The organism is Pantanalinema rosaneae CENA516 (assembly GCF_050753385.1).
GTDB lineage: Bacteria > Cyanobacteriota > Cyanobacteriia > Leptolyngbyales > Leptolyngbyaceae > Pantanalinema > Pantanalinema rosaneae.
In genome coordinates this window covers 1-12537 of record NZ_JBLZFZ010000009.1, presented here as the reverse complement: position 1 = coordinate 12537, position 12537 = coordinate 1, and the positions used below count along the sequence as shown (strand labels likewise).

Here is a 12537-nt window from a genome sequence, read left to right as displayed (position 1 = left end):
GCAGGTGAGGCATTGACAATGAATCCAATTCAAATCAACGACACAACCCTACGGGATGGCGAACAGGCGGCAGGAGTCGCCTTTACTTTAGAGGAAAAAGTCGCGATCGCTCAATTGCTGGATGCGATGGGCGTACAAGAACTGGAAGTTGGCATTCCGGCAATGGGAGAGGCAGAAACTCGCGCGATCGCCACAATCAACAATTTGGGACTAAAAGCCCAATTGCTGGGTTGGAATCGAGCTGTAATTTCTGATATTTCTGCCTCACTCTCCTGCGGTCTGAAGCGTGTTCATATCTCCGTTCCCGTGTCTACCATTCAAATTGAAACCAAGTTTCAAGGGCAATGCCAAACCATGCTGGAGCGGTTACGTAACACCATCAGCTATGCCTGCGATCGGGGGTTATATGTAGCAGTCGGGGGCGAGGATTCTTCCCGCGCTGACGAATCCTTTTTGTTAGATGTCGTCGGCTATGCCCAGGAATGGGGCGCGTCCCAGTTTCGCTTCTGTGACACCGTTGGCATCCTTGATCCCTTCAGCACCTACCAAAAAGTCCGGAAGTTAGTGGAGTCGGTGTCAATTCCCATTGAAATGCACACCCACAATGATTTGGGTTTAGCCACTGCCAATGCTCTAGCTGGAGTCAAAGCTGGAGCAACGTCCGTGAACACCACCGTCAACGGTTTAGGGGAACGGGCAGGTAACGCGGCTTTGGAAGAAGTGGTAATGGGACTGAAGCAGATCTACGGCATCAAGGTGGGGATCGCCACCCAACGGTTTCTAGAATTATCGCGTTTAGTCATTCAAGCCTCCGGGTGTGGCATGCCCCCCTGGAAAGCGATCGTCGGAGATAATGCCTTTGCCCATGAGTCCGGCATTCATGCCGCTGGAGTGTTGAAAAACCCCACCACCTACGAACCCTTTGCACCCGAAGAAGTCGGTTTACAACGGCGGTTAGTAGCTGGTAAACATTCAGGACGACACTTAGTGATTGCGATGCTGCAACAACACGGCATTACCTTAGGACAGCAAGAAGCCCAGGTTGTGTTAGATGCTGTCCGCCAACGATCGACCGAGATGAAACGGAATTTAACAGTAGACGAACTATTAACGTTAGTGGAAGAGCGGAGATTGAGCCATGCAATCTAGTGAAGTTGAACTCGATGATCCACCTGTTTTTGACATCGGAGAAAAAGTGCGATCGCGGAAATTAATTCGCAATGATGGTACATTTCCCGGTAAAGAAATTGGTGAGACATTAGCCAAAAAAGGGGATGTAGGATATGTCGTCAGTATTGGCACATTTCTGCAAGCCTCGTACATTTATGCCGTCCATTTTATGACCACAGGCTACATCGTGGGTTGCCGTGGCAAGGAGTTAGAGTCAGCAGAAATTTCCGAATAGTTATAGTACCCGTTGTCAATTACGTCCATTGTTTGAGGAACTAACCCGTATGAAAGTCATGTTACGCCAGAATTCTTTAGGACATTTAGTTGTCTATGTAGCCAAGAAAGATTTAGAAGAAGAAGTAGTGAAACAAGAAGATACGGCAGAAGGTAGATTGATGACCTTAGCTAATGATTGGCAGTTGGTATTTACAGATTTAGAAGAACCAATTAAGTTACCGAAAACTGTGGAAGCTCGACGAGTGGCTTAGGCTAGTTGACCTTTGCCCTCATCCCCAACCCTTCTCCCAGAGGAGAAGGGAGTCGATCCAGTTCTTGTTCCCTCTTCTAGGGGAGAGGGCTAGGGTGTAGCTTGCTTCCCGAAGGGGGGTGGCTTACAATCGCCGATTAAACTTAAACAGTGTTTGCAAACCATCCTCTATCATTCTTGTCCCTGATTTGGTGTGGTGTTATGAGCAATTCTCGTTACGATCGCCAATCATCCTTCCAACTTGAAGGGGAATTTCTCACCTTTGTTGCAGAAGCAGGCAAAATTAAATACCTGCGCCTGATTGTGGCTAATGATGAGGTTCAAATTAAGCTATCTAAGGCTGCCCGTGCCTCACTATTTCAGCAACAGCAGCAAAGTTTAGAGTTAATTCTACGCCCGTGGGATCGAATTCAAATTACCGGAGAACAAAAGCTCGATCGTCACAGTAACATCAAGCTCAAAGCCCATGACGTAATCAAACTCAATCAAAGTTGTTCTCTAGCTTGTAAAGATCAGTTTACTAGCGAGATGACTTCAGAAGTAGATTTAGCGGTTCCTAGAAATGCTTCTAAACCCTCTACTAAATCCTCGTCAAAACCAAAAGCAAAGTTGTTGATTTGTCAGAAGTCAGGTTGTCAAAAACGAGGTGGCAATAAACAACATCAAAGACTCGAAACCTTGTTACACGATCGCGGGATTCAGCATCTTGTCATGATTGAAGCCACCGGATGTTTAGGTAAATGTTCCATGGCTCCCAATATTATGTTGATGCCGGGTAAGCAACGGTTAAGTGGGATGAAACCAGAAGCGATCGTGGAGTTACTAGAAATGCTGAAGTAAGCCATTATTCAAGTTCTAACACCTTTCGTAGCAGGACTTGATCTTCTAACTTAGCCTGGAATCGCCCATTCTCAATATCTCGAATCCAGCTTTGACTTTTACCAGTCCGTTCCGCCAATTGCCGTTGGCTCCAACCCCGTTCTTTTCTGGCTAACACAACCTGTTCACCCGATAATGTCGGTAACGAATTAATTTTGAGTTTCTTTCGGGTTGATCGGGGACTAATTGGTTTATTACCAGAACCGGGCGATCGCTGTTTTTTCCGGGCTAATGGTTGATTCCAATCATCTGGCAACTCAAAATATAAGATGCGGGCATTCATGAGCAAATTCCATTTACCGCGTGGTCCAGCATCCGTTAAGCGGGTGTCATTATTGGCATCATTCATCCAAAATTCTAGTGCTGCCTCCGCATCGTCCGGAATGTCTTGCAACTTTGCCCAGAGTGGTTGAATTTCTGCCGGATACGTCATGGGATCAAACACAGGTTTCAACCCGTAATTACTCAGCACAGCAAGATCACTTTCAAACGTCCGCATCAAGCGTTTGCGCTCATCCCGTTGAGAAGCGACATGCATAATTCGGGCTTCACCATAGGCAATTCGCATCAACGTGGGTACTGTCACCCGCTGTTCATTGCCAATTCGAGCTTTAAACAACAGCCACAACATCATACGGACAGCCCCTTCATGTTGCTGCCAAATACTCATGACCGTAGTCAACAGCGATTTTGGTAAATTGCCATATTGATATAACGCCGACTTTTCTTTAGAACGTTGTTGGTTCAGAAAGTATTTTGCCCAAGTTCCAGGTCGAATCCGAAACGTTAACCCTACCAAATGCTTACAGCCTAATTCATCTTCCTGAAAATGATGGTGTGTTTCTAACAAATGCCACAAACGATTTTCTTCTAAACAAAACGCTGGGATTCGTCCTTGCTGTGCCCAATTCATTGAAATTGTAATCAAACAGGGTTGTTGAGCTAGGGCTTTAATTAAAGTTAGTTTTGCTGGTTTAGTTAAATCCTTCCGTTTGTCCAATCCTAGATATTCTTCAATCTGCTGGTCACTAATGACAAATTCTTCCTCCCAAGGTTTTTCTAAGGCTGCTGCATGAGCCGCATAAATTAAATGTAAACAAGAGGCTCGAATATCTAAGGCTTGTAAAACCGTTTCAGCCTGTGGTTTTGGTAATGCAACGGGATGATCCGGATCCAGTGAGTTGGTAATGCGTAATGTAATCGATCCCTTGCCCTGATTCACCGTTCGGTGATAGGCGAGTTTGCCATCCTCATCTTCTTTCCAGGACAACGATCGACGCTGGGCTAACAGATTACACATCTCCCAAATGGCGATCGCAGAGGCAAATGGACTCGTTTTCCCATTGGAGAACAGATCCAGGCTAGTGGTCGGTCGCGCCTCAACTAACTTTGTTCTCCCCTTCTTAGCCTGAAAGGGGACGGGAGCCCCCACCGGACAATGAACTAAACACTGTGGTTCTGGGAAAAAGCCCTCACAGTTGTTGCACAACACTGGGTTAATCCAAAAGTTGCCATCATCGACGCAAATCGCATTCGTTGGGCATTGTGGACGACAGTTATCACATCCCACACAATCATCAGGAATCTTATAAGCCATAGGGATTTCACAGGGAGTCCAAGGTTAAGTGTAGCCAACCTAAATCGCCGATGAGTCAATCTCTCATCTCTCAGAGCGTTGTAGACCATGCCAAGCCTAAAACGCACCTGAGGTACGAGAAATAACGGATATGCTTGAGTCGTTACCGAACTATTCACGATCGATATAGGTATTTTTTCTAATTAAAAAATACGAACAATTATGTTCAATTTGAGCGTTTAAATAGGACTTAACTCTACGAAACAAATTTTAACACGCCTACCCCACAAGCGGTTCAGATTGATCTTGATTCAAGCAAGAAAATTTAGTTGTTTTTGCTACGGTTTTGCAAAACCTAACCGTTTCATCAATTACTTTTCGCCTCTGTCAGTAGAAGTAATGTTCCTTGAATCAACTACGAAACGGGCAGAAATGTTATCTATAAACGTTCTAATATTAGTAATTTGTAATTTTAGTTACAGTTTATTTTCTAGATTCCTCTAAGACTCTGGCTTCAGAGCATTTTCCTTCGCTTTGTCCAATAGAGTCAAACCGTTTTACCTCTGGAAATTTTCTCAATTAGGCTATGCGATCGTGCCCAGAAATCCCAGTTTGTCAGTAGAATAATTGTCAAAAATTTTTGTTTTCAGGTGATTATCAGGACTGACTGAGCTTGTTAAGTTGTGATCAACCAAAAATTTTTGAAATATGAACAGATCAGGCTTAGTAGATCAGATGCAGCCGAAATAGTTGAGTAGAGTTGCGTAATAGAACTCAAATTTTTTTAAGCTGAACCACTCACAAATTAGTTTAATATCTTTCTAGAATTGATATTGCTGATCTGATAATTTAATGATCAGTTCTAATTATTGCCTGTGGTTTGGTTTAGATCCATTAACAGGTTCTACTATCCCAGCAGACTTACTTGTTTTCTCAATTACAGCCTTGCCTTACTCTGATCATCCCATCTTCTCTTGATTACCACCATGACAACTGACGAGAGTACCCTATCCTGGTATCAAGTACCCGCAGAAACTAAACGCTTATTGCAAGCGGCAGCCGCTGCCTGGGAAGATACGGCTAGTTCTGAAGCTTTAATGCGTCAGGCGATCGCCCAAACTCAAACAGATCTCAATGTTTTAGTGGCTGCCTATCGCTACTTTTTTTATAAAAATAACAATTCAATGGCACTTCAGATGGCACATCAAGTGCTGGAACAGGTACAAATAGTCGAACAACTACCAACCGAGTGGGAACAACTCAAACCAATCTTGATTTGCCGAAAAGAAGAACCAAATATTCGGTTATACCTCAGTGCCTACGCGGCTTCTGGACTGGTGTTAGCTCGCCTAGGCAATATAGAAGCCGCAACAGTCATTACCGCTAGAGTGAGTGAGATTGACGATCGCAAAGAATTTGGTGCATCTACCGTATTGGATGTATTGACACGATCGCCGGAAGAGGACGATGAGTAATGTCTAAATCAACATCATTGAATTTTGGAACTGTTATGAATGGAAAAGATTGGTTAGTCAATGATGATGGTAGTTGTGAGGTTCGGCCCTCGGCTCGGGAATGGGACTTAATCCGGGAGCATTACTACTTCCATCGCTTCTTGACCGAAATTGTTGATCTGTTAGACCAGGCAACCCACGAAACCGAAGAATGGGATTTTCTGCCCCAAATTCGGATGAAAGTCCGGCAACTGATGACCAATTCCTACTGGCTCCAGACTCAATATTTAGAGGCTGATCCCAAATTAGGATTTGCGATCCTGCCGTTGTATGACGAAATTGGTTATCCCCTGACAGTTCAAACCGTTACCTTTGCTCCGGGAGTTACCTCACCCATTCATAACCACGGGACTTGGGGAGTAGTCGCCGTCCTCAAAGGAGAGGAACAACACACCTTCTGGCAACGTACTCCTAATTCAGAATTTCCTGATCGAATTCAACCTGTAGGCACTAAAGTTGTCACGGCTGGAGAAATTATCAGTTTCACCCCTCAAGCCATTCATCAAATCACAGCCGTTGGTGATACCCCCGTCATTACATTTCATCTCTATGGCGACACTCAACCCCGATCGCGGTTTGAGTTTGAGCCAGCGACCCACACCGCTAAACAGTTCTAAACCTATCTTGTCTCCACTCTATGGCAACAGTCATTTTCTACGAAAAGCCAGGTTGTATTAACAACACCAAGCAAAAGATGCTCTTGCAAGCTGCCGGACATCAGCTAAAAATCCATAATCTGCTGACTGAAATCTGGACAGCAGAGAGCCTCCGACCCTTCTTTGGCGACCTGCCAGTCACCGCATGGTTTAATCACACTGCTCCAATGATTAAGTCGGGTGAGGTCGTGCCCAAAAGCCTAGATGAGGCGGCTGCATTGGCTTTGATGGTTCAATATCCCTTGCTAATTCGCCGCCCCTTACTGCGAGTTGCCGATCGCTACGCGGTTGGGTTTGACCAAGTTGAAATCAATACCTGGATTGGGTTACAGCCATTAGATGCGACCCAAAAAGAGACTGTAGAATCGCTGCAAAAGCAGGATTTACAAAGCTGTCCTCGTCAGTCCTAATTTACTGATTCCACGATCCTAAGCTTTCAATAAGATTAGCCGGAGTGAATCCAGTTGAACATACCAAGGGAGTGGATTTTGCTTCAACGTTTCCCACTTCTCTTTAAACACTTCTGCTTGCAGATGATAGTCCTGGGCATGAGTTGGTTGGGTATTAAATTTGAGAAATACTGTCATCCGATGCGGTGTTTCACTGGTGGCAACAAGCCAGCAAGGAAAGGTGTTCGGTTGGTGAGGGTTTCTGGTAAAGCGGATTTGATGGGCGCGAATACCAACATAGTCAAGCCGATCGGGGAAAGGTTCAATCACTTGCAAGGTCACGCCCCAATCGATCGCCAGGATTTCCTGTTCCGTGATTGCCTCCGCCTGGGAAAAGTTTTTGCATCCCGTCAATTTTGCGACTCCCAGCACACCGGGATGTTCAAATACTTCATATTTAGAACCCGATGCCATCACCTGTCCCTTGTCCAGCACCAGTAAGTTCTGACAGACCCGATAGGCTTCTTCCAAGTTATGGGTGACAAATAAACTGATTCCCTTAAAGTCACGGAGTCGGGCAATCATTTCCTGTTCCATCTGGCTCCGCAAATGGGTATCCAGGGCTGAAAATGGTTCATCCAGTAATAACACTTCGGGGTCGCTGGCAAGTGCCCGGGCAAGTGCCACCCGTTGCTGCTGCCCACCGGAAAGCTGGTTGGGATAGCGATCGCCGTATCCCTGCAATTGCATTGCTTCGAGTTGGGCTTCTACCCGTTGCCGAACTTCACCGGCTGAAAGGGTTCTCGGTAAACCAAAGGCAATATTTTTTGCCACGGTCATGTTGGGAAATAGCGCATAATTCTGCACCAGAAAGCCAATCCGCCGATCGCGACTGGGCACATTAATGCCGCGTTTGGCATCAAACAGCACCCGCCCATTCAAGACAATTTGCCCCCGAGTAGGAGCCTCCATACCAGCAAGGCAGCGCAGTAACATGCTTTTCCCCGCTCCCGATCCCCCCAATATGCCCAACGTCGATTCGGCAACATCAAAGGCTAACTCTAAGTCAAAGGTCGCCAGACGTTTGCTCAGATTCACGGTTAACCCTGAGCCGCTATCAGCAGGTCTCCGGGGAGCGGGAAAAGTGCTGGTTGGAGCAAGGACAGCGTTACGTTGCGTCATGGCAGTAGTCTGTCTCACTACACTACCGTGGCGCGATCGACGCTTTTGCCGTTGCTCCTGCCAGAAATTGACTGCAAAGATCCCCGATAGGGACATTAGGATAATCACGACTGCCCAGAACCAGGCTTCGTTCATGGCTCCCGCTTCGACCGCAAAGTAGATCGCCATTGGAATTGTCTGGGTCTGTCCGGGAATATTCCCTGCCAGCATTAGCGTTGCCCCAAATTCACCTAAAGCCCGAGCAAACGCCAGCACCATTCCCGCCAATACTCCCGGTAACGCCAAAGGCAACATGACGCGGCGAAACACCGTCCACTCAGACGCACCTAATGTCCGTGCCACCGCTAACAAGTTTTGATCCACCTGTTCAAAGGCACCCAGGGCAGTGCGATACATCAGCGGAAAGGACACCACCATTGCCGTAATCACGGCTCCATACCAGGTAAATACCACACTGAAGTCAAAGGACATCAGCATTTGACCCGCAGGACCATGTTTGCCAAACAACAACAGTAACAGAAACCCCACCACGGTTGGCGGCAGGATCAGCGGTGAGACGAAGATCCCTTCCAGCAAGGATTTGCCTCGCCCCTGATAGTTCAACATCCAGTAGGCAGCGGCAACTCCGGCAAAAAAGGTTAAGACAGTGGCGAGTAGGGAAACTTTGAGCGAGATCCACAGAGGAGACAGATCGAGTGGCACTGCAAATGGGTCATTCATGGCACGATTGAGTTATCGACATCAACTCTATCGGGGACTAAGAAGGGAAGCGCCAAGGTTATTTGACAATAAAGCCATACTGACGCAATACCCCTTTGGCTTCGCTTCCAGACAGGTATTTGACAAATGCCTTAGCCTGATCAATGTTTTTGCTACTTTTCAGCACTGCCATTGGATACACGATCGGCGAGTGGTAGGCATCATCAGCAGTCACCGCAATGTTCACTTTGTTAGAAATCTTGGCATCGGTCAGGTAAATCATTCCTACATCCGCATTGCCACTTTCTACTGCCGCTAACACCTGCCGCACGTTATTCGCATAAACGAGTTTTGGTTTGACCTCGTTCCATAGCTTGAGCTTTTGCAACACCTGTTCAGCATACTGACCGGCGGGTACACTGCGCGGCTCCCCGATCGCAATTCGCTTAATTTCCGGTTGCTTCAAACTCGCAAAACTGGTCACGGCTCTAGACCCCTGGGGAACCACCACAACTAGCCTGTTATTCGCCAGATTGGTACGCGTACCAGTCACCAATCCTCCTTTTTGCTCCAACGTATCCATTTGTCGCTTCGCTGCCGAGATGAAGACATCGGTCGGGGCACCCTGTTCGATCTGCTGAAGTAGCGCTCCCGATGCCCCAAAGTTAAAGGTGAGGTTCACATCCGCATGGGCTTTCTGGTAGAGCGGTTTAATGTCTGCCATCACATCCTTCAAGCTAGCCGCTGCCGATATTAACAGGTTGGTACGAGCCTGAGCGGGTTCAGGATTGACAAAGCGCCACCCCAGTGCCAGAAAGAAACTCATGAATGCGACACTCAAAAATAACAGAACCTGTTTACGTTGCATAGAATTATCCTTAGAGCAAGGCGCTTGAGATGAGAGCTGGCAAAACCATACCAACCTTAGCCGACCTGCCCAACTAAATTGGTAACAGTTTTAGTCAAAGCGGTCATTGTATAGACTCAATACCAACCTGCTGCATGATAATAGAATCCTTTCAGAGAATTTGTAACCTATGCCACACCAATAAAGTTGGTAATAGAGTTACGGCATTAGTATCTGTAGGGCACTGGCACGATCGCTGATCTAAGGCGATTTTGGGAAGAAAAGATCCCCCAGTTGTTTGTTGTATCCGTCAAGCGATCTGCCAAACCTGCCCTTACAGGTCTTTTGTTTTCTAGAAATCGCCTGAGCAGTGATTTAACCTAAACTTCCTGGTGTGGGTCTTGCTAGAATTTTGAAGCAGTCGCAACCCATTGGGCGATCGAACCTTGAAGCAGAAACGTGCCAAATCCTTGCTATTAGCGCTACTAAATTCTCTGGCTGATTTTGATGGGGAGTTATCCGAGGCAGCGATCGAACTATTGGATGAGTTAAAAACCCGATCGCAGCCGTTGCCACCGTTGTATGCCGATGTGTTTCTGTTGCCCCATTCTGCCACCTGTAGCGATTTAGTCGATCGCATTCGCTCGCTGTCTCAGGAGCAAGTGGCGATCGCGAGTTATGCGTTTCAGATTTTTCGCTATTACGAACAAATTTTGCGAGCGTATCCCAGTGGTGGCTCCCCGCAACAACAAGCCGCGTATGAGTCGCAGATCGAGCGAGTGCGGCTGTCTGTGGCGCGATCGAAAGCCGCGTTAGCCGAATCGTTTGGCTAAGGGATCTATAGCGTCTCGGTCGTAACCTGGCAGATCTCAGTATGATGATGGAGATTAGCCTGTTGTAATGCTGTATGAATAAGCCACTGCTAGAGATCTTCCGGAAGGCGTACCGAGATTTAGATCTGTTTCCGCTATTTTCAGCCGAGGAAATCAAGCGGTTTCGGGTGGAGTATGGCGGCGATACGCTGGCGCGGTTAGAGCAGGTGATCGATGATGCGCCGACGGATGGCAAGATTGTGTTTGCTGGACACCGGGGATGTGGCAAGTCTACGCTGTTGGCAAAACTAGCTCGGCAGATGCAAGATTTGAATTATTTTGTCGTGCTGTTTTCGATCGCTGATATGGTTGAGATGTCAGCCGTGGATCATGTCAATATCCTGTATGCGATCGCGGTGCAACTGTTGAGTAAAGCGACCCGGATGCAGGTGGCGATCCCAGAGAAAACGAAGGAAACGATTCTCAAGTGGCTGATTACGACCCGAACGGAAAGTGTTACCCAAGATCTGAAATCGCAGTTTGGCGTGGGTGGCGATATTTTGAAGCTGATTACGGCAAAGCTACAGTCAGAATCGACGTTTAGGGAAGAGATTAAACATACCTATGAACGGCGGATTAATGATCTGGTGCAGAAAATTGATGAGATTGCCCGTAGCATTCAGGAGGTCACAAAGCGAGAGGTGCTGGTGATCATTGATGACCTGGATAAGCTGGATTGGCAACTGGTAGAGGAGATCTACCAAAACAATATTAATGCTCTGTTCCGACCCCAGATTCGGATTGTCTTTACGATTCCGATCGCAGTAATTCGGGATATTGAGTTGCGGACAATTTTGCAGACGGCATCGGGGACACCCATTCAGCAAATGGAGGTGGCAAAGTTTTTTACCAAAGCGTCACGGCATGATCCGGCAGCGACTCCGGCGGAAACAAAGATGCAAGTATTTCTTCAGGTGTTGGCGAAACGGATTCCCACGGAGTTGATTGAACCAGAGACAGCGCGGGAAATGGTGTTGCAGAGTGGTGGGGTAATTCGGGAACTGGTGCGAATTGCTAGAGGGTGTTGCTCTCAGTGTTTGTTGCAACTGCGGAGTGATCCGACTCAAACCGATGTGAAGATTAACCAGGAGGTGTTGCAACTGGCGTTGAGGGATATTCGCAATGATTTCGCGGCATCACTAGGCGAGAGTCGGTATGAGATTTTGGCAACCACCTATCATCAGGCAGAACCGACGGAGATTACGGATCAGGAGTTTTTAGTCTTATTGCATGGGCTATATATTTTGGAGTACCGCAATGATGATCTGTGGTATGACGTGCATCCGGTGGTGGTGGAGTTATTACGACGGCGGAATTTGTTGACTGCAATAACCGCATAACCAGGGAAAGCGTCATGGTAGCCGTCCCCGATCGCGAAGCCGACAATCGGTATCACTATAACCGTCTGATGGTGGCGCTGGAAGCCAGCCAGGGCAAACTCGATTTGCTGATTGCGGTCTGCAATGACCGCAATTTGCAAGCGGAGATGATTCAACAGTATGAGCAAGAGTTGCGGGAGCAGGGGGTGCAACCGTTCCGAGTGTTTGTGCAATGGCAAGACCCCAGTTTACGGCTGGCATTAGAACGGTTGGTAGAGCAGGAGCCTACACTTCAGGTAGGGAATGCGGCGGTAGTGACAGTCCAGGGGATTGATAGTTTAATTTCGGTGCGGTTGGGCGAGGCGCAGTCGCAACAGGAGCGGTTTTTTGGCTACCTACAATGGACACGGGAAGCATTTCGGCAGTTTTCGTTTCCGGTGGTGATCTGGATGACGAAGCAGGTGTTAACTCAATTAGCCGAGCGATCGCCAGACTTTTGGAGTTGGCGCGGTGGAGTGTTTTGGTTTGGGCTACAACCAGAAGACCTGCGCTCACCCGATCGCAACTCGCCTCAAACCATACAGTCACCTCATCAAACCGAGCTAAATGGTACTTTAGAAAACTTGCTGCATCAGATTGAAGCGTTAGAACAACAGCCGGATGCAGATCGATCGCAGTTAGCCGACCTGTTTGAGCAATTAGGTGAGGCATACGCCCGACGAGTTAAGAGTGGAAAAGATCGACAATTTGCGATTCAAGCCTTTAAGCGAGCGATTCAGTTGCAGATAGACCTGGGACAACAAGCAGACTTAGCAAATAGTTGGTACCAATTAGGTAATCTTTACTTTGAATTAAAAGACAATGTCAAACAAGCTGCGGATGCTTATAACGAGGCGCTGGGGCTTTATCGCGACGTGGGGGATCGGCTGGGCGAAGCCAACACCTTA

The 12537-nt window shown here is 47.3% G+C and carries 13 protein-coding genes; 10 read left to right on the top strand and 3 right to left on the bottom strand.

What is annotated here, in order from left to right; genetic code table 11:
* The first annotated feature begins 18 nt into the window (after positions 1-18).
* The 4 genes from nifV to ACN4EK_RS06780 all read left to right on the top strand — a co-directional run bounded on the left by nifV (position 19) and on the right by ACN4EK_RS06780 (position 2497).
* A complete protein-coding gene (gene nifV / locus ACN4EK_RS06795; protein WP_431656928.1) occupies positions 19-1149 on the top strand; it encodes a homocitrate synthase in 1131 nt (376 codons plus the stop codon).
* On the top strand, positions 1139-1405 hold the full coding sequence (locus ACN4EK_RS06790; protein WP_431656926.1) for a nitrogen fixation protein NifZ: 267 nt from the start codon (positions 1139-1141) through the stop codon (positions 1403-1405). The genes nifV and ACN4EK_RS06790 overlap by 11 nt, the downstream gene beginning before the upstream one ends.
* 49 nt (positions 1406-1454) lie before the next feature.
* Positions 1455-1658: a putative nitrogen fixation protein NifT gene (nifT, locus tag ACN4EK_RS06785; RefSeq protein ID WP_431656924.1), complete on the top strand. Its 204-nt coding sequence runs from the start codon at positions 1455-1457 to the stop codon at positions 1656-1658.
* 200 nt (positions 1659-1858) lie between these two features.
* Positions 1859-2497 (top strand): (2Fe-2S) ferredoxin domain-containing protein, encoded by a 639-nt coding sequence (locus ACN4EK_RS06780; RefSeq protein ID WP_431656922.1) that lies wholly within the window; start codon positions 1859-1861, stop codon positions 2495-2497.
* A gap of 4 nt (positions 2498-2501) precedes the next feature.
* Here ACN4EK_RS06780 and ACN4EK_RS06775 read toward each other — a convergent pair whose 3' ends face one another.
* Positions 2502-4133: a helix-turn-helix domain-containing protein gene (locus ACN4EK_RS06775; protein ID WP_431656920.1), complete on the bottom strand. Its 1632-nt coding sequence runs from the start codon at positions 4131-4133 to the stop codon at positions 2502-2504.
* A gap of 965 nt (positions 4134-5098) precedes the next feature.
* Here ACN4EK_RS06775 and ACN4EK_RS06770 point away from each other — a divergent pair.
* The 3 genes from ACN4EK_RS06770 to ACN4EK_RS06760 are packed head-to-tail and all read left to right on the top strand — an operon-like array spanning position 5099 to position 6692.
* A complete protein-coding gene (locus ACN4EK_RS06770) occupies positions 5099-5587 on the top strand; it encodes a hypothetical protein (protein WP_431656918.1) in 489 nt (162 codons plus the stop codon).
* 35 nt (positions 5588-5622) lie between these two features.
* The gene (locus ACN4EK_RS06765; RefSeq protein WP_431656916.1) at positions 5623-6243 is read left to right on the top strand and encodes a cysteine dioxygenase family protein; all 621 of its coding nucleotides are present in this window, start codon (positions 5623-5625) and stop codon (positions 6241-6243) included.
* A 20-nt stretch (positions 6244-6263) separates the two neighbouring features.
* Complete coding sequence (locus ACN4EK_RS06760) at positions 6264-6692, top strand: ArsC/Spx/MgsR family protein (protein ID WP_431656914.1); 429 nt, start codon at positions 6264-6266, stop codon at positions 6690-6692.
* 18 nt (positions 6693-6710) lie between these two features.
* Here ACN4EK_RS06760 and modB read toward each other — a convergent pair whose 3' ends face one another.
* The gene (gene modB, locus ACN4EK_RS06755; RefSeq protein ID WP_431656912.1) at positions 6711-8573 is read right to left on the bottom strand and encodes a molybdate ABC transporter permease subunit; all 1863 of its coding nucleotides are present in this window, start codon (positions 8571-8573) and stop codon (positions 6711-6713) included.
* Between the two features lie 58 nt (positions 8574-8631).
* Positions 8632-9420, bottom strand: coding sequence for a molybdate ABC transporter substrate-binding protein (gene modA, locus ACN4EK_RS06750; protein ID WP_431656910.1), 789 nt, complete (start codon positions 9418-9420; stop codon positions 8632-8634).
* A 425-nt stretch (positions 9421-9845) separates the two neighbouring features.
* Between modA and ACN4EK_RS06745 the strand changes: the two genes are divergently transcribed.
* From ACN4EK_RS06745 to ACN4EK_RS06735, 3 genes are all read left to right on the top strand, one after another.
* On the top strand, positions 9846-10232 hold the full coding sequence (locus ACN4EK_RS06745) for a hypothetical protein (RefSeq protein ID WP_431656908.1): 387 nt from the start codon (positions 9846-9848) through the stop codon (positions 10230-10232).
* A 74-nt stretch (positions 10233-10306) separates the two neighbouring features.
* Entirely contained in the window at positions 10307-11611 is a 1305-nt protein-coding gene (locus ACN4EK_RS06740; RefSeq protein ID WP_431656906.1) for a P-loop NTPase fold protein, read from the top strand.
* Positions 11612-11625: 14 nt separating this feature from the next.
* A partial coding sequence (locus ACN4EK_RS06735; protein ID WP_431656904.1) for a soluble NSF attachment family protein occupies positions 11626-12537 on the top strand: 912 nt, incomplete at its 3' end.